Here is a 17,078-nt window from a genome sequence, read left to right as displayed (position 1 = left end):
AAGGAGTGGATATATGAGGAAAGGAGTGGCGTTTCTATCTATTGTCAGTGTATTATGGATAACCGCAAGCGGATTTGGCGCTATCCAGAAAAAATTGATTCATTTCCCCACCTTTGAACAGAATATAGCCAAGGTGGTGGAAAAGGATAACGCGATCCGGGAGCAAGCTTCCAATGTCATTAACCTGGCAGACTACGGTTATCCGACGGTGAAGTTCACAGGTTCTGATTGGGCTCTCTCGAACTGGCGTATTATTTTGGCTCCTTCGGCCAATACGACGAAAAACAATGTGCTTTCCTCCACCAAGCCAGTGAAGAGTAAAAAGTGGGAGAGTGAAGGTGGAACGGTGCTTGGTGCACGTATCCATTTTATTCAGGGTCGTTTCCTCTCCTGGGCTCTCATCAAGCCACCTTTTGATATCTTTGCTTACTATGATGATGGGTCTTTTGTCAACGCTGAGGGTGGTGAAGAGAACTCTCTTGTGATGGGACTCCTTGCCAATGTTGGTCAGATCAAGAGTATTTCTACCTGGGTGTATGGTCTCAACTATCAGATGCAGGTTGGTATTCGTCTTCGCGACCGCATGGATCAGACCAGGGATTACTTCATGGGATCTGTGTGGTTCGAGGGATGGAGAAAACTTCTCTGGCAAAATCCTGAGTACACTGATGATGTGAGAGATCGTGTGCTTCAGAGAATCCCTCTCTATCCAAGAAGCTACCCTTATGTGGTGTTTGATAGCTACATTGTGTACAAACCTGAGATTGAACAGGGCGGTGATTTTGTGATCTACTTCAAGGATATTGATATGGAGTTTGACCGGGCTATTATCCGTGAGGAGATGGATATCGATGATGAGGCTCAGTGGGGTATCCTTGCCAAGGAAAGACTTGATAGACGTATCCTTGAACTCAAGCGCTTGAGTGATATCCAGCAGCTCTACGAACAGGCCAAGGCTCAGCAGAGAGCCAATGCTCCAGCCAAGTAATCTTTGAAAGTGAAACCAAAGGGCTACCGTAAGGTAGCCCTTTTTTTAGGTTCTAAAGAAAAGGTATGGGTTAATATCTAGAGACCCTTGCACGGGTGTTTTCTTCCCTTGTTTGGGTCAGGAGCTACGCCCCTCTTCCCCGCTTTTTCTGTTTACAAGGGTTTATTTGTCTTTTTTATTCAAAAAAGTAAAATTATTTATTATGATAAGGAATATTTTTATACTATTTTTGTTTTTTTACTACTTTTTTGAGACCTTCGCACATTCGTGCAAAGGTCTCATCTAGTCAATTTTTGGTCTTAAAAGAGTTTTTCCCCAATTGACATATTCTTTTTTTTGGCTTAGAATATAGGGACTTTCTTTTGGGTTGGAAGGATGAAATACGAAGAGAGAGCGACTATTCGAAGTCTTCGGAGGGAGGGGAAATACCTTCTTCTTTCGCTTTTTTCTCCCCGTATTGCCAGAGAGGCAAGGCCTGGGCAGTTTGTGAATGTGCGGGTTTCAGACACCCTTGACCCGCTTCTCAGGCGTCCTCTCAGTATAGCCGATGTCGTGGGAGAAGAGGTGAGGTTATTGGTTCAAATTCGGGGAAAGGGAACGCGGCTTTTGGCTGAGAAGGTGGTGGGGGATACTCTTTCATTAGTTGGGCCTTTAGGCAATGGGTTTCCGATGATGGAAAGAGAGGTCATTTTTGTAGCGGGGGGAGTGGGGGTCGCTCCCTTTGCCTGGCTTATGCGGCTTTTTCCTTCGGCAAGGCTTTTGGTGGGGTTTCGCTCGTGTGAGATGATACCCCCTCTGGACTGGTTTGATGAAAAGAGGGTTATGATAGCCACAGATGATGGTTCTGCAGGAGAGAAGGGGACGGTTCTTGACATGATGAAGAAGGTCTCGCTCAAGGACAAGGTGATTTTTGCCTGTGGCCCCCATCGGATGCTTGCGGCTCTTTCAGATTTTCTTGAGAAAAATTCTCCTGATATCGAGGCCTATTTTTCTACAGAGAGTATGATGGCCTGTGGGTTTGGGGCCTGCAAGGGGTGTGTGCTTCCCAAAAGGGATGGGGAGTATGCGTTGTGTTGTAGTGATGGGCCGGTTTTTGCCTGGAGGGAAATGGTATGGGAAACTCGATAAAAACGCTTTTTGTGATAGGGTGTCTGTTTGTTATGGTTCCGGCTTTTTTTGAACAGATGGGAGTATGGCTTGTGTTATCCCTTTTGGGGTATGGTTTTTTTGCCCTTCTCTTCTGGAATGATAGTGAGCAGAGACGGGAAATAACCTTAGTCTTCTATGCACTCATGGTTTTCTCGGCTATGATGGGACTTGGTGTCTGGCACAGGGTGTTTCGAGTGGGCTTCTGGGTGGCTATGGTTTTTTCGGAGGGGTTAAGACACAGGCAGGAAAAATTCTGGTATCTTCAGATGGTGGCTTTTTTTCTGTGGGGAGTGTCCCTTGTGTTTTCGTTCAGTAGCTGGCAATGGTGGGTTGGGCTTGTAGATGTCTTTGGTTGGCTGAGTATGGCGACAATGCTTGTGTTGCGAAATCAAGAAGAGGTGAGTGATAACGTCTAAAATAAAAAAGAGAGGGGGATACTCATGGATTGGTATGAGTATCTTGATGTGGTACTCGTTGGGCTCGCTCTTTCCTTTGGCTGGATGGTGTACCGGCTTGTAATGAAAGGGCGGGAGTTTCAAGAAAAGTGGGAAGACCTGCCAGAGGAAACCAAGGTTTATATTCGGGATCATTACAGGCATCCCTTTTGGCGGATGCTGAAAAATACCATTCGTCAGGATATGGACCTTGTTTTAGCAGGGCTGATGATTGTGGTGATGGTGATAGTTCTCTTTTGGATGTTATAAAAGGGAGGAAAGGTATGGTGATTCATCAGAGCTGGGATACGTCAGGTTATACCGACAAGCAGAACCATATCAGGGATCTTGTGATTTCTCCGGCCCTTGAGGTGATTGAAAATATTTATCAGGACAGAGACTTTGTCGTTGAACTGGTAACCGATGAGTTTTCATCAGTCTGTCCCAAAACTGGACTCCCTGATTTTGCCACGGTGATTATTCGGTATATTCCTGATGCGTATCTTGTTGAAGAGAAGTCCTTGAAGCTTTATTTGACTTCTTATCGAAATCTTGGTATTTTTCAGGAGAACGCCATCAATAAGATCTTGGATGATTTTGTGGCCAAGGTGTCTCCTCGATGGGTGAAAGTGATAGGCAACTGGAAGAGTCGTGGGGGGATACGTGTGAATGTGGAGGTGGAGTGGAAAAAGTCCTAAGAAAAGGAGGTGGATATGCAAAGGGTTGTGTGGGGATTTATTTTCGTGTGGAGTGTTTTGGCTTATGCTCAGAATGAGGTCTTTTTGCCTCAGCCACCAGAAATAGAGGTGGAAATCTGGGCAAGTAACCTTGTGGTTCCCTGGTCGTTGGTGTTTCTCTCAAAAGATGAGGCGCTGGTCAGTGAAAGAGGGGGGAGGATTCTTCTTTTGAAAAAGGGAGTAGCCCCTTCGATATATCTTACCCTGCCAGTCTATGCCGAGGGTGAGGCAGGCCTTTTGGGGCTTGCTCTTCATCCCGAATTTCCTGCGAAGCCGTATGTCTACGCGATGTACACCTATCGCACGGAAGAGGGAGTTTTTGATAGGGTGGTGAGGATTCTCCACTCTGGAAGCAAGGGATCGGTAGAGAGGGTCATTGTTGACAGGATTCCGGCCGCACGTTTTCACGCAGGGGGAAGGATTGCTTTTGGACCTGACAAAAAACTCTATATCACCACCGGCGATGCCTTGAAGCCTGATTTAGCACAAGAGAGAGACTCTTTAGCAGGAAAGATTTTGAGAGTAAATGATGATGGGACTATCCCCGCTGAAAACCCCTATAGAAATGTGGTGTGGTCTCTTGGGCATAGAAATCCTCAAGGACTTGCGTGGCATTCTATTTTCGGTATGTGGGCCAGTGAACATGGACCATCAGGAGAGAAAGGCTGGTATGGGCATGATGAGATCAATCGTATTTTTCCCGGGAAAAACTACGGGTGGCCTCTGGTGAAAGGGAGGGCAGGGAACGCCCTGTATGAAGATCCTTTGATCTTCTGGGAACAGGCTACCCCTCCTTCCGGGATGACCTTTTGGGGCGACGATCTTTTTGTGGCGACACTGCGGAGTCAGGCTTTGATTCGTCTTGTGCTTGAGAAAAAAGGAGAAGAGGTGGTGGTCAAGAGAGTAGAACGATGGTTTTCTTCTTCGTCTGGGGGAAAGTACGGACGGCTTCGGGATGCCGTGGTGGGTCCAGATGGAGCTCTCTATGTTCTCACCAGCAATAGAGATGGAAGGGGAAAACCGCAGCAGGGAGATGATAAGATTTTACGACTTCGCTGGAAAACCTCACGATAGGGAAAATTGGCTTTTGGCAGTAATAGAACTTTTTTGTTTACAAAAAAACGAAAAAGAGACTTAATTTTCTTTCATAACCTGCCGATAAAAAAGATAGGGATTTTTTGACTTTTTTTGGGAAGTATGGTATAGTATAGAAGAGAGAGGGGGCGAATGGTTTTCGATTGGAAATGGGAGGTTATAGACTTCAGGCAGGGCTGAAGTATCCCTTAAAACTGCTTCACACAAATAGACGCAGATAATTCTGCTCTCCTGGCTGCTTAAGCCGGCCAGCCTTCTTAGCTGTGGCTCCTCTGCATAGCTAACGAAGGTCAGACACAGAGGATAGGGCAGAAAAAGCCGGGGTTTCTGCCTGAAACAAACCGGCTCTTTCTTCTGAGGGTTTGTCCTGCCTCCTTCGGAAGAAGAACACCAAAGCAGGACCAAGCCTGTGGATAAGGTCTATGGCATCTCTTTCCAGGACGTGGGTTCGATTCCCACCGCCTCCACATTGAAGACAGGAGGGAAGTATGCAGATACAGAGACTGCAACCTTCTGATTTTCCGCCCGCCCGTGAGCCACAATATCTGACAGCAAAGACTTCTCTACCACCTGTTCTTCCTATGCGGGAAAAGACGACAGAGATTCAACCCATGGTTCTCAATCGTGAGATGATAGAGAAGTTTTCTGAGTGGTACCTGCGAATGGGAAAAGCTTATGAAAGCACAAAGAGTTATCGGCAAGCCATCTCTGCCTATGAAAAGTCGTATGCCGTGGCTCCAGCCTTTAGCAAAGCGGCTTCTATTGAGAGTCTTCGGGGGAAGATATTAGAAAAATAGGAGGATTTATGAAGTGGTCTTTTGTTCTTTGTGGTATGCTTTGGGTAGGGATGATGTTTGCCGAAATGGTAGAGGTAAATGGAATACGTTTTGCCTATGAAGTGGTTTCCAATGAGGTTATTTTCACGATGGAGGCTCCCACGACAGGATGGGTGGCTGTTGGCTGGGGGGCTACCGCTCGTATGAAAGATGCGGATTATTTGATGGGATATGTGACCAATGGCAACGTGGGAGTGGTAGAGGATCATTTTGGGGTGAGTGTTACAGGTCATCGCCGTGATACAGAACTTGGGGGGGTGGATAATTTTCGTCTCATTGAGGCGTCTGAGAGTAATGGCAGAACTCGATTGGTGATTGCCCGTCTGTTGAATACCAAGGACACCTATGATGTGGTATTGGCGCTTGATAAACCTATAGATATTATCCTTGCCTATGGAAGGTTTGACAATACCAGTAGTAAGCATGTCAGTATTGGAAAAACAAAAATGATACTCAAAAGGAAGTAGTTGATGCGTTATTCTTTTTTTGTCTTGTGGGTGGTGATAGCGGGGGCTCTCTGGGGCCAGTTAGTACGTTTGCCTGTCATGGATATTTACTCTGAAATGGGAACCAATAGCAAAATTATAACAAGACATCGGGTCTTGTTCTCGTTGGATGGGGGAGCAAAATACGGTTTTCGGGTAGATATGGCTCTCCATGGGATTTTTACCAATGCTCCTCTGCCAGGAACCAATATCATTCCCTCGTTGGACACCTTTTTTTTCCGAACGGAGCCTTTTGGTTTTGTAGAGGTTGATTATTTTGTAGGGAACTGGCGAACGCTCGCAAGGAAGGAATATGGCTATCGAGGGCTTCAGTTTTTTTCGGATCCATTTCTTTGTTATGAAGGAGCCTATGACCTGCGGGGAACAGGAGTAGCCTTTGGCAAGAGTTTTTTGGGAGGGATGATATATCCCCATCTTCTTATTTATCAGCCTGCGACAGAAAATCGTGTTGGGTTTGATGTGGTAGTGGATAGTCGTATAGGGAATACGGTGCTTGAATTTTCTGTTGGTTTTTCGGATATCAATCTTTATCAGGCTGTGGTGGATAATACTCTTCAAAAGCGTTATAGCATGTTGATTCGGTCGGTGTACGGGAAGTTGGATTTTGAGGTAGGGATAGGATTTCCCAATAGTCATCTCACCAACCTTCCTCTTTTTGAAGAGGCCTATGTTCATCTTGCCGAGCATCTTGTGGTGGGATATTTTGAGCAGAATTTGGCCATCTTTGCCCGTCCTACCATGTACAATGGGATTGAGGAACCTTTGAGGCAGGATATTGACTTTTATTTTTCGGCGGGAGCCAAGGTTCTCTCTTATGGGGTAGGGTTTGAAAATACCTTTCTTATGTCCACGAATTATGCCCTTTCTGATAGGATGGGGCTCTATGTGTATAACGATCTGAGTACGGTGCGTTTCAAAATGGGAGTGTTTTATAATGTGCTTGATGGCATATGGCATAATCCCTTTGGGATGTATTTTCATATATTGGGGAAAATATAACACCTTTGGTGGGAGGGAGATATGAAGCATCTGGTGCTCAGGTGTAATCTTATGCGGTGTAATATTGATGGAAGTGAAGAGATGAGTCTTGAGAAGTGTGTTCTTCGAAATGGTTCTCCCTGTTATTATCTTCTCTATCAAAGTCGGGAAGAGGGGCATCCCGATCAGGCATGGCAAAGGTTTGGTAGTTTTGTCAATAGTCAGGTCAAGGGAGTGGGAAAGTAGGGACTACCACTTCAGGGTAAGTCCATCATAGGCAAGAAAAACACCAGGGGGGAGTTCCTTTGAAACCCTTTCGTGGAGAAAGGCATCGGTCATGTGAATGAGGTAAGAGCGTTTTGGTTTTACCTCCTGGATGAACGCAAGGGCCTGTTCAAGGTTGAAATGGGTGGCATGGGGTTTGTACCTGAGGGCATTGATAACGAGGGTATCAATGCCCCGAATGAGATCGATGGTCTCAGAGGGTACGGAACTTGCATCGGTGATGTAGGCGAAGTTTTCTATTCGGTACCCAACGATGGGAAGAATACCGTGCAGAATGGGAAGAGGGGTAATTTTCGTAGTTCCCACAGAGAAAGGCAAGCCACCAATCTGATGAAGGGTGATCTGAGGGATACCTCCTCCAATCTGGGTGGGATTGAAAATATAGCCGAAACGGTTTCGTATGTCCTTTATGGCTTCTTCTGTTCCATAAACATCAATCGCTTTTTTCATCAGGAAGTTGATTTGCCTCACCTCATCAAGTCCCCCAATATGATCATAGTGGGAATGGGTAATGAGGATAGCATCAATATGGGTGATATGATGAGAAAGGGCCTGTTGTCGAAAATCAGGGCCTATGTCAATGAGAATCCGGGTTCCATTGTCTGTGATGTAGTAGCCGCTACACCTGAGCCGTTTGTCCCGTGGGTCCGGTGAGGTACAGACTTCACAGTTGCATCCAATAACGGGCACACCATTGGAGGTTCCGGTTCCAAGGAAGATAAAGGTGCTCATTTTTCCTCCGTGGATTTTGTGAGGTTTTCTATCCAGGTTTTGAGTTTTTGTTCAAAACCAAGATTGCCCGGTTCATAGAAATGAACAGGCTTGAGAGTGTAGGATTGTTTGACATAGTGTTTGGGATAGTCGTGGGGATACTTGTATCCTATTCCCCTTCCTAAGGCTTGGGCTCCCGAAAAATGGGATTCTCTCAGGTGGGAGGGTACTCCTTCAGGTTTGTGGGTCTTGATATGCTCAAGGGCTTTGTCAATGGCTCTATAGGCGGAATTGCTCTTGGGAACGCAGGACAAAAGGACAGTGGTTTCAGCAAGAATAATGCGAGCCTCAGGCATTCCGATGTTATTCACGGCTTCGTAGCAGGCAACGGCATGAGGCAGAGCTTCTGGATAGGCGAGACCAATATCTTCGGCGGCGAGAATCACAAGACGGCGAGCGATGAAGAGGGGATCTTCTCCCGATTCAATCATCCAGGCGAGGTAATAGAGAGCGGCGTCAGGATCGCTTCCCCTCACAGATTTGATAAAAGCGGAAATCACATCATAATGCATGTCTTCGCTATAAGCTGTATCGGGTTTTTTGGCAAGACTCATGAGATGGTCTTTGCTTATGAGAGGATTGACCTGGAGGGGAAGGGTGAGCACAGCCATTTCGAGCATATTGAGCATCACACGAGCATCACTGGATACGGAGAGGAGGTAATCTTCAGCATCCGGGGCGAGTTTAACTTCGCTTTTTTTGAGAAAATCATCTTTTTCAAACGCTCGATACAGAATAGTTTTCAGTTCTTCTCTGGTATGGGGTTTGAATTCATAAATAAAGAGACGAGAACGCATAGCTGGTTGAAGCACGAAGTAAGGATTTTCTGTGGTGGCACCAATGAGGATGATATCCCCTTCTTCCATGCTGGCAAGAAAAAGATCCTGTTTTGGTCTGGTAAGACGATGGATTTCGTCAACAAAAACAAGGGTGGGGCTTGAGGAGAGAAAGCTTTTTGCTTCGTCCAATACCTTTTTTATCTCTTCGTTGGAAATGGTGGCCGCGTGAGTCCGGGCATAACGGTAGTGAAAATGTCTGGCTAACAACTCTGCCAGACTTGTTTTTCCACAGGCAGGAGGACCATAGAAAATCATGGAGTGGAGACGGCCATTGTTAATCATAGCCCTGATAGGGCCTTCTGGACCAAGAAGATGAGTTTGCCCCACAAAATCCTCAAGAGAAGTTGGCATCATCCTGCGTGAGAGGGGTTGTTGAGAGAGGGACATTAGCGCCTCAAAAGACGCACAAAATCATCAAAAAGGTAGTGAGAATCATGAGGACCAGGAGAAGCCTCGGGGTGATACTGCACAGAGAAAACCGGGTACTTTTTGTGACGGATACCCTCAATGGTATTGTCATTGAGATTGATATGAGTTACTTCTACATCCGGGGGAAGGGTATTTTCGACAATCGAGAAGCCATGATTTTGAGCAGAGATTTCCACACGACCGGTGAGAAGGTTTTTGACTGGCTGGTTACCACCATGATGACCAAATTTCAGTTTGTAGGTCTTTGCCCCAAGGGCAAGCCCAAGCATTTGATGGCCAAGACAGATACCAAACATAGGAAGCTTTCCCATGAGTTCTTGGATTGTTTGAATGATATAGGTGACGGCTGCTGGATCTCCAGGGCCATTCGAGATAAAGACACCATCTGGCTTGAGTTCGAGGATCTGTTTTGCACTGAAAGTCGCTGGCACCAGGGTGATATTGATCTCTCTCTCTGAGAGAAGGCGAAGGATGTTTTCTTTGATGCCGGCATGGATAGCCACAACGTGGGGACGACCACTCACAAATGGTCGATACTGGCGAGGAGTATCAATAGTAACTCCTGGAACAAGATCAAGGCCTTCCATTGATGGAAGCTTTGAAAGTTTTTTCTTGAGACTTTCTCTATCAAAGTCAATGGTAGAAATAATACCATTCATGGAGCCTTTTATCCGGAGAATCCGGGTGAGTTTTCTGGTGTCTATGCCTTCAATAGCCACGATGTTGTGTTTGGCTAAATATTCCTGCAGGGTCATTTCACTTGACCAGTTGGAGGCAATTTTTGAGGCCTGTCTCACCACAAAACCACACGCCTGGATTTTGTCTGATTCCACAGCGAAGCGGTTGATACCATAATTGCCAATTTCAGGATAGGTCATTGTGACGATCTGTCCACGATAGGATGGGTCGGTAAGGATTTCCTGATATCCTGTCATTGAGGTGTTGAAAACCACCTCTCCCATGGTTTCTCCTTCGCTTCCTAACGACTTGCCAAGAAAGTATTCGCCATTTTCCAAGAGAAGAATTGCCTTTGCCATGAATCCCTCCTGAAGAAATAGTATAAAGGGAAAAGGAGGAAAAAGCAATTTTTGGGTTTTTTCAAGAAAGAAGAAGGTATTCTTTTCGCTAGTGATGAGGAAAGAGATCGGTAACGACGCTGTGGAAATTATTTTCCCGAGAGGAAAGACATCACCGTCGAATCGGTTTTTATTCAAATGTTTTTCTTTTCTTCCGATACAATAAAAAGATATCCTCAAAAGGAGAGCAAGGTGATACCTATCTACACGGAGGTCAGTAATAGAGAAAGGGCTTTTCTTCGAATGCCTAAACAACTCTCTTTGGTTTTGTATTTGAAGCCTTTGGCAAATCCTGTAGCCACACTCAATAGTCTTTATCAACTTCTTCAGGGGAGAGAGGATATTGAACTCATCCTCATTGCCGAGGAAAAGGATGCCTACCAGTATGAAAATCTCATGGATAGATTTCCTGTGCTTCGAGTGATTTTTCCGGAGAATACGCTTTCCTTTCCCCAGGTTATTCGGATAGGGTGTCAGGAGAGTTTTTCTCAAAATGTCATGTTTCTTGATGATAGGGTTTCTCTGGAAACCCTTCCGATGGAGATTTTTTCGCTCTATTTTGAGGATCCTCAGTATGGGGTGATGGTGCCTCACTGTTTTTCTGAGAAGGGAGAGGTCATACCCTCTCAGGTGAAACCTGTTCTTCGAAATGGTTTTTTAGAAACGGTAAGCTGGGATAAACCTCAGAATGCGATTCCTGTCCTGTATCCTGTTCACTTTTGCTTTATTGTCAATAAGGAAATGTTTCTCTCAAGGGAACTGGGTATCATCGAGTATGACAATCCCCTTTATACCCTTGCTGAGTTTGGCTGGCGGGTATGGAAAAATGGGTTCTGGGTTATCCAGGTGCGTCAATGGAAAGTGATCCTTGATACCGTCTCTCAAACGGAAATGGCTTTTTCTGAAAAAGATGGGGAGTACCTTCTTTTTCACTATCGAAATATCACCCACAGATCAGCGGTGAGAAAACAGAATACGGTTCTTTTTTCCCTGTTGATACGGTCTCTTTTGACCCTGAAATGGGGTGTTATCGGAAAGATCTGGGGTTATCTCACTTCAAGAAAAAGAATTCGTCAAGAATTAGGGGTCTTTCCTATTGAGGATCTTGCAATTTTTTCGATAATAAATAATGAGAAAGCATAGGAGGAAGACTATGCGTAAGATTGATATCATTTTGCAGGCCCGTTTGGATTCGGAGAGACTACCAAGGAAGGTATTGGCCCTTATTGAAGGAAAGCCACTTATTGCCCATATTGTCGAAAGGCTTCGTCTCTCTCATTATGCGAGACGTATTATTGTGGCGACGACCTCTGATTCGTATCCTGCCATAGCCGAGGTACTGAAGCCTTATCCAGAGGTACAGTTTTTCATCGGGAGTAAGCCCAATGTTCTGGAACGTTATTATATGGCCATGACGTTCTTTGATAGTGATGTGGTGGTTCGGGCGACGGGGGATAACCCGCTTGTGTCTCCTGAATTTATGGATATGGCTATTGAATATCATTTAGAGAGTATGGCTGATCTCACCCATTATTTGGGGATACCGCTGGGAACTGGGGTGGAGGTGATTTCCAGGAGTGCTTTAGAAGCAGCCTACAAGAATGCCAAGACGGATTATGAGAAGGAGCATGTCACTCCTTTTCTCTACAAGAATAGAGATTCCTTTACTATTCTTGAACCGGTGTCAACAGGGCTTTATTATGCCCCTGAGATCAGGGTGACTGTGGATACCTATGAAGATCTGCAGAGGGTCCGTGGGGTGTTTGCTCATTACCGGGAAAAGCCATTTATCTCTATGGTGGATATTATCCAGTACTTTACCACGGAATCTTCTGAGTTTGTTCCCCTTTCCCTTGCCCGGGCAAGTGTGTGAAAACATTTTCGAAAAGAAAGAGCCTGATGGGAGTCTGGAAGCCCCATCAGGCTTTTTTTGTTGGCTTTTTCTTTGCCTGGAGAAAATTCCAGGAGAAACCACGAACAGAGAGTACGGAAAACGTCCAGAGAAGGGTACGGAAACGAACCTGGTGTTTTCCTGGCACAGGGGGGATTTTGGGGATCCAGAAGAAAGCAACGGCAAAACGAAGAAAACCACTGGTGAGAAAGACAAGATAGTAGGGGGAGATGGAAAGAGAAAATGATTGGGCGAGAGAAATAATCCTATCTCCCATCAGGGCTCCAGCAAGGTAAGCAAGGGCATTGACACTATTCAGGACGATACTGTATTTCATTCGGGATTTTTCTGAGGTTAGGTCATAGAGGGTGTTGAAAGAACTCAGATCATAGGCGGCCCAGAGGAAGCCAGAGAGTACCTGGACAAAGACAATAAAGCTCACATCTGGAGAGACTGTCCAGAGAATGGGGAGAGTGCCCAAAAAGGTGCCAGAAAAGGCAAGGACGTTGCGGTTTCCGTAGATATCGCAGATTTTTCCCCAAATAGGCATGGCAAGGGCTTTGACAAGCATGGGGATAGCTAAAACATAGGTAAAGGTCCAGTAGGAGAAATGGAGTTCTTCGAGCATATAGGGGGTAAAATAGGGTCCGGAAAGATAGACGGCCATGTTCATCAGGACACTTTGCATTAAAAAAGGGAAGAATGGGGTTTTGGGGAGTTTTCGTAAAGCGAGTCCGACCTTTGTTTCTGAGAGGAGAGGGCCGGGCGGAGGAACGTTGACTTCTTGTACCTGCAAAAGGAAGTAGAAAGAAAAAATCCTTGAGATAAAAGCAAGCAAAAAGAGAATCCCATATCCCCACCAGAGGAGATGGTTTTTGTCCATAAGTTGAAGAAAAAGCCCTGCAGCAAGAAAAGAAAAAAGTGAAAAGAAGCCCGTAATGCTATTTCTGAGGCCATAGTATCGTCCACGGAGAGGAGAGGGTACAAGAAATCCCATCCAGTCAATCCAGGCGGGAACAACCACCATACCAAGGGTAAAGTAGAGGGTAATACTGAGAACAATCAAGATGATGCCAAGAGGGGAGGGTAACATCATTCCCATCATGATGGGAAAATAGAGAAAAGCCTGGATGAAAACAAGGGTGGTAACCATTTTTTTGCGGCTTCGGAAGAGCCTGACCATCTGAATACTGAGGAGTTGGGCTAAAGATCCCATAGCCTGGGGGAGAGATCCAACCAATCCAATCACAAAATGGCTTGCCTTGAGAGCCACCACATAAGCTCCAAAAAAAGACTCTCCAAAGCCCACCATCATCGTATAAAAACAGCCATCAATAATCGAAGCGCGTAGCGAAGCTGAGAGTTTTTGTTTGCGGGATAAAGAGGACTTATCTTCTTGAGAACTCATATACTTTTATTATAGGGGAAAGAGAGAAAAAAAGCAAATATTGAGACTCTTGCACGGGTGCTTTCTTGCCCTTTCTGGGTCAGGGGCTACGCCCCTGAAACCCCGTTTTTTCTGTTTACAAGGGCTTATTTGTCTTTTCTATTCAAAAAAGTAGAATTATTGATTATGGAAAGAAATATTTTTATACTATTTTTTGCTTTTTTATTACTTTTTTGAGACCTTCGCACATTCGTGCAAAGGTCTCTATCCTTAAAAAAATTCCGCCCATCGGTTTGATGGGCGGAGAAAGAGGCTTTAGTGGAGAATCTCTTCATAGTCCTGAACAGAACCATTGTCGAGACAACATTCAATGATACGTCTCCCTGTAGAGGAGAGATCGCGGGTAAGGAACTGCTTGAGCTCTTCTTTGAAGAATGCCTGAAGCATTTCAGCTCCCTTGTCATAGGCTTCGTCACCAACGTCGGATTGAAGATTGACCTGGAGAAGACTCTTGGGAATATAGATACCTTCAAATTTCATGTACTCAAGGGCATAACCGAGGAGTGAACATCGAGCGGGTACAAGTTGCGATGGTTTGATTCTGGCGCTTCCACGTTTTGCAAGATATTCTCTCACCACCCATTCCGGCATAAAACCAACTTTGTAAGCTCCAATATGCTGGTTGGGGATCAAAAGATACAGGGTATCCGTAAAATCCTGGAACTGCTCTAAGAGAAGGTTGGCATGACGGACCATTTTCCCTGTAGCAAATGGCCAGAATGAGCCTACCCCTTCACTGGAGAGAGCAGCTGTATTACTGGTGATGCTGGGATTGGCATGTCCACGCGGGCTTACAAGTCTCCACAGCCAGGCAAGAGCTGGAGGAAGCACATGGGCAATACCAATAATACCGTAGGAGGGAGCATCATCGAAACAAGGAGGAGTGCGTACCCCAAAGGAACGCACGTCAACAGCCACAGCCTGATCAATAACATCGGGAATAAGTCGCTTTGGAAGAATTACACGGGGATTGGGACATTTTTTACCCGGGGCGTCTTCAATATGTTCCCAGATCAGGGCTGTAGAGTTGGGAACGGCATCAATATTGAGGAAAACTAAAGGTTCAGCTGGTTGGGTACAGATACTTTCAAGGTGAGGATCTGTACCGTAATGAGGAATATTGTCGACTCGCACAAACCATCCCTGTTCAGCATCTTTGATCACCATTTTCTTGTGGTTTTTCTGAAACTTGGGATGAACAAGGGTAATATCGTCTGTAATGGGCATCAGATCACAGGATTCATTGAGTTCTAAGTAAATTTTATCCTGGGTACGAAGGTGGGTAGCAAGGACAATCTTGTTGTCTTTTTCTCGGCGAATCTGTTGATGAAGTTCACTCTTTCCACCGCCCGAGGCGCCTTCATGAAGCATGACAAGTTCATTATCATAGGGAGTAATCACCTTGACAGAGGAGGCATGGACGGAAAGCCAGCCTTCTTTTTCTCCGATATCAAGGAGAACACTATATACTCCTTTTTTGGCGCTTGGGCCGGGATAGAGGTTATAAGAGAAAACTTCGTGGATATGGTTGAGACGATTGTGCACAACAATCTGTTTGCCATCAAAATGGGTATGACGGAAGGTTGGAGCCACATACACAATAGCAAGGGGTTTGAAGTCTTTGGGGAGAGAATCAAAAGGAATAAATCCCTGAATATCCCCTAACATCAAAGCAAAGAAGGCGGCATTTTTGGGGGCAATCAGAAGGGAGTAATAGTCCAGAGATTCATCCCCGCTCACGAAGGGCATAATAAGAAGCTCTTGTTTCGAAAGCCATTCAAAAGTCGCTTTTCGCACTTCGTCAAAGGGACGACCGTACTTTTCCTGGAAAGTTGGTTTGTCAGTTTCTTCTTCGTCGCCAATAACCATGCTGTTTGGGTCCCGTCGGCGCATGTATGGATCTGGATAGTTCACAACAATCCCATTTTTGCAGCGAATCACGGTGGCTTCTGTAGTTTCTGTTGGGGTTGTATTATCAAGGGTATATTTCACTTCATAAAGGTTGTTCCCGGGAAAGCCAAGGGAAAGCTCAATAAGCTCCTGGCGAGTGTTGAAGGTGGTGATACCCGGGCAATCCTGAAGAATGTCCCCGATTTCTTTGGGGAGGTGGAGGCGGTGGATAATGTCCTTCATAGACACTCCTTTGTATAAAATTTGTTTAGCCTACGCTAAAACTTGATTATTTTAGGGAAAGAAAAAATATTTTTCAAGTTTTGAAAAATATGTTCTCGCAACTCAATGGAAATGATTTGTCGTTCCACATAGGAAACTGAATAGCTATTTTCACATTATAGTTGGTAATGTTTCTTTTGAAAAAGACAAAAAAGAAAATAGTTGCGAAAAATCGTCTTTTGCTTCATACTATATCTCCCTTTGAGAAGAGGGAAAGATACATACAAGGAGGAAAGGCTATGATGAAGCGTTTTCTGTGTGCACCCGGGCCAACGGCTGTTCCCAGTGAAGTGCTGGTGGAGATGGCACGCCCTTTGATGCACCACAGAACCCCCCAATTTTCTGAGGTAGTGGCTGAAAACTCAGAGATGCTCAAAAAGGTTTTCAAGACATCCTCTCCCGTCTTGACACTGACATCGTCTGGTACTGGTGGGATGGAGGCTTCCATTACGAATTTTATGTCCCCTGGTGATACGATTATTGTGCTTTCTGCTGGAAAGTTCGGTGAACGGTTTGCCGAGATTGGTCGAGCGTATGGACTCAATGTGGTTGAACTCAAGAATGAGTACGGCAAGGATATCAAACCAGAGCAGGTACGTGAGGCTTTGAAGCAGTATCCTCAGGCAAAAGGGGTGTATACTGAGTACAGTGAGACTTCAACCGCCGTCGCCTTTGATGTCAAGGGGATTGCCGCTGTGGTGAGAGAAACGCCGGCGATTATGGTTGTGGATGGTATTACGGCTATTGGAGCCATGGAGTTTGAGATGGACAATTGGGGTATTGATGTGGCTATTGCCGGGGCTCAGAAGTCGTTTATGATTCCTCCCGGACTTGCTTTTGTGGCCTATTCTGCCAAGGCTGAAAATCTCATGAAAGAGGCGAAACTGCCCCGTTTCTACTTTGATCTTGCCAAGGAAAAGAAAAACCTCGAGAAGAAAACCACAGCCTGGACACCGGCTATCAGTCTTTTTATGGGACTGAATGTGGCTCTCAAGATGATGCTGGAAGAAGGGATTGACAATGTCATCAAGCGTCATTACCTTGTCGCTGAGACTTTCCGTCAAGCGGTACAGGCTATTGGACTGAAACTCTTTGCTGATGTGCCCAATGTGAGGCCTTCTGATTCTGTAACGGCTATTCGGGTACCCGATGGGATTGATGGAGCGAAGATTCCTGCTTATATGCGGGACAAATATGGGGTAACCATCGCCGGTGGTCAAGGAACCATGAAAGGCAAAATCTTCCGCCTTGGGCATCTTGGCTATGTGGACAAGTCGGATATTCTTGTGGAACTCCAGGCTATGGAGCTTGCTTTGAAAGAGTTAGGCTATAAGTTTGAGCTCGGGAAATCTGTGGCTGTGGCTCAGGAGTATATTCTCAAAAACTTCCCTATCCCTGATGTTGCCGTTTCTGAAGCTGGCGATTAAAGAGACAAGCCCCTCTCT

The 17,078-nt window shown here is 45.5% G+C and carries 18 protein-coding genes and 1 other RNA gene; 14 read left to right on the top strand and 5 right to left on the bottom strand.

The genetic code is table 11. The annotated features are described in order from the left end of the window. Positions 1-13 precede the first annotated feature (13 nt). The 11 genes from BREVNS_RS10790 to BREVNS_RS10740 all read left to right on the top strand — a co-directional run bounded on the left by BREVNS_RS10790 (position 14) and on the right by BREVNS_RS10740 (position 6,969). Positions 14-988 carry a flagellar filament outer layer protein FlaA gene (locus tag BREVNS_RS10790; RefSeq protein WP_483427013.1) on the top strand — a complete coding sequence of 325 codons (975 nt, stop codon included), beginning with the start codon at positions 14-16 and terminating at the stop codon, positions 986-988. 375 nt (positions 989-1,363) lie between these two features. Next, positions 1,364-2,116: a dihydroorotate dehydrogenase electron transfer subunit gene (locus BREVNS_RS10785; protein WP_483427012.1), complete on the top strand. Its 753-nt coding sequence runs from the start codon at positions 1,364-1,366 to the stop codon at positions 2,114-2,116. Continuing rightward, the gene (locus BREVNS_RS10780; protein WP_483427011.1) at positions 2,101-2,553 is read left to right on the top strand and encodes a hypothetical protein; all 453 of its coding nucleotides are present in this window, start codon (positions 2,101-2,103) and stop codon (positions 2,551-2,553) included. Before BREVNS_RS10785 ends, BREVNS_RS10780 begins: the two co-directional genes overlap by 16 nt. A gap of 24 nt (positions 2,554-2,577) precedes the next feature. Next, a complete protein-coding gene (locus tag BREVNS_RS10775) occupies positions 2,578-2,841 on the top strand; it encodes a hypothetical protein (protein WP_483427010.1) in 264 nt (87 codons plus the stop codon). Positions 2,842-2,855: 14 nt separating this feature from the next. Continuing rightward, positions 2,856-3,269: a preQ(1) synthase gene (gene queF, locus BREVNS_RS10770; protein WP_483427009.1), complete on the top strand. Its 414-nt coding sequence runs from the start codon at positions 2,856-2,858 to the stop codon at positions 3,267-3,269. 15 nt (positions 3,270-3,284) lie between these two features. Next, the gene (locus tag BREVNS_RS10765; protein ID WP_483427008.1) at positions 3,285-4,382 is read left to right on the top strand and encodes a PQQ-dependent sugar dehydrogenase; all 1,098 of its coding nucleotides are present in this window, start codon (positions 3,285-3,287) and stop codon (positions 4,380-4,382) included. Between the two features lie 145 nt (positions 4,383-4,527). Continuing rightward, positions 4,528-4,873: a transfer-messenger RNA gene (gene ssrA, locus BREVNS_RS10760) on the top strand. A gap of 18 nt (positions 4,874-4,891) precedes the next feature. Next, positions 4,892-5,200, top strand: a complete 309-nt coding sequence (locus BREVNS_RS10755) for a hypothetical protein (protein WP_483427007.1) — start codon at positions 4,892-4,894, stop codon at positions 5,198-5,200. Positions 5,201-5,208: 8 nt separating this feature from the next. Continuing rightward, positions 5,209-5,706 carry a DOMON domain-containing protein gene (locus tag BREVNS_RS10750; protein ID WP_483427006.1) on the top strand — a complete coding sequence of 166 codons (498 nt, stop codon included), beginning with the start codon at positions 5,209-5,211 and terminating at the stop codon, positions 5,704-5,706. A gap of 3 nt (positions 5,707-5,709) precedes the next feature. Beyond that, complete coding sequence (locus tag BREVNS_RS10745) at positions 5,710-6,744, top strand: hypothetical protein (RefSeq protein ID WP_483427005.1); 1,035 nt, start codon at positions 5,710-5,712, stop codon at positions 6,742-6,744. A gap of 21 nt (positions 6,745-6,765) precedes the next feature. Continuing rightward, positions 6,766-6,969 carry a hypothetical protein gene (locus BREVNS_RS10740; RefSeq protein WP_483427004.1) on the top strand — a complete coding sequence of 68 codons (204 nt, stop codon included), beginning with the start codon at positions 6,766-6,768 and terminating at the stop codon, positions 6,967-6,969. Positions 6,970-6,972: 3 nt separating this feature from the next. Here BREVNS_RS10740 and BREVNS_RS10735 read toward each other — a convergent pair whose 3' ends face one another. The 3 genes from BREVNS_RS10735 to carA are packed head-to-tail and all read right to left on the bottom strand — an operon-like array spanning position 6,973 to position 10,084. Continuing rightward, positions 6,973-7,740 carry an MBL fold metallo-hydrolase gene (locus BREVNS_RS10735; RefSeq protein ID WP_483427003.1) on the bottom strand — a complete coding sequence of 256 codons (768 nt, stop codon included), beginning with the start codon at positions 7,738-7,740 and terminating at the stop codon, positions 6,973-6,975. Next, entirely contained in the window at positions 7,737-8,969 is a 1,233-nt protein-coding gene (locus BREVNS_RS10730) for a replication-associated recombination protein A (RefSeq protein ID WP_483427002.1), read from the bottom strand. The genes BREVNS_RS10735 and BREVNS_RS10730 overlap by 4 nt, the downstream gene beginning before the upstream one ends. A 35-nt stretch (positions 8,970-9,004) precedes the next feature. Next, positions 9,005-10,084: a glutamine-hydrolyzing carbamoyl-phosphate synthase small subunit gene (gene carA, locus BREVNS_RS10725; protein ID WP_483427001.1), complete on the bottom strand. Its 1,080-nt coding sequence runs from the start codon at positions 10,082-10,084 to the stop codon at positions 9,005-9,007. A 231-nt stretch (positions 10,085-10,315) separates the two neighbouring features. Between carA and BREVNS_RS10720 the strand changes: the two genes are divergently transcribed. Both BREVNS_RS10720 and BREVNS_RS10715 read left to right on the top strand, forming a co-directional pair. After that, the gene (locus BREVNS_RS10720; protein ID WP_483427000.1) at positions 10,316-11,266 is read left to right on the top strand and encodes a hypothetical protein; all 951 of its coding nucleotides are present in this window, start codon (positions 10,316-10,318) and stop codon (positions 11,264-11,266) included. Positions 11,267-11,276: 10 nt separating this feature from the next. Beyond that, positions 11,277-11,996: a cytidylyltransferase domain-containing protein gene (locus BREVNS_RS10715; RefSeq protein WP_483426999.1), complete on the top strand. Its 720-nt coding sequence runs from the start codon at positions 11,277-11,279 to the stop codon at positions 11,994-11,996. A gap of 46 nt (positions 11,997-12,042) precedes the next feature. On the opposite strand, the gene BREVNS_RS10710 is transcribed toward BREVNS_RS10715, so the two are convergent. Continuing rightward, on the bottom strand, positions 12,043-13,422 hold the full coding sequence (locus BREVNS_RS10710; protein ID WP_483426998.1) for an MFS transporter: 1,380 nt from the start codon (positions 13,420-13,422) through the stop codon (positions 12,043-12,045). 294 nt (positions 13,423-13,716) lie between these two features. Then, positions 13,717-15,594: a DUF4914 family protein gene (locus BREVNS_RS10705; protein ID WP_483426997.1), complete on the bottom strand. Its 1,878-nt coding sequence runs from the start codon at positions 15,592-15,594 to the stop codon at positions 13,717-13,719. Positions 15,595-15,872: 278 nt separating this feature from the next. On the opposite strand from BREVNS_RS10705, the gene BREVNS_RS10700 reads away from it, so the two are divergent. Then, positions 15,873-17,060 carry a pyridoxal-phosphate-dependent aminotransferase family protein gene (locus BREVNS_RS10700; RefSeq protein ID WP_483426996.1) on the top strand — a complete coding sequence of 396 codons (1,188 nt, stop codon included), beginning with the start codon at positions 15,873-15,875 and terminating at the stop codon, positions 17,058-17,060. Positions 17,061-17,078 lie beyond the last annotated feature (18 nt).

The organism is Longinema margulisiae, from assembly GCF_025266855.1.
GTDB lineage: Bacteria > Spirochaetota > Brevinematia > Brevinematales > Thermospiraceae > Thermospira.
This window is presented reverse-complemented; position numbering and strand designations above follow the sequence as displayed.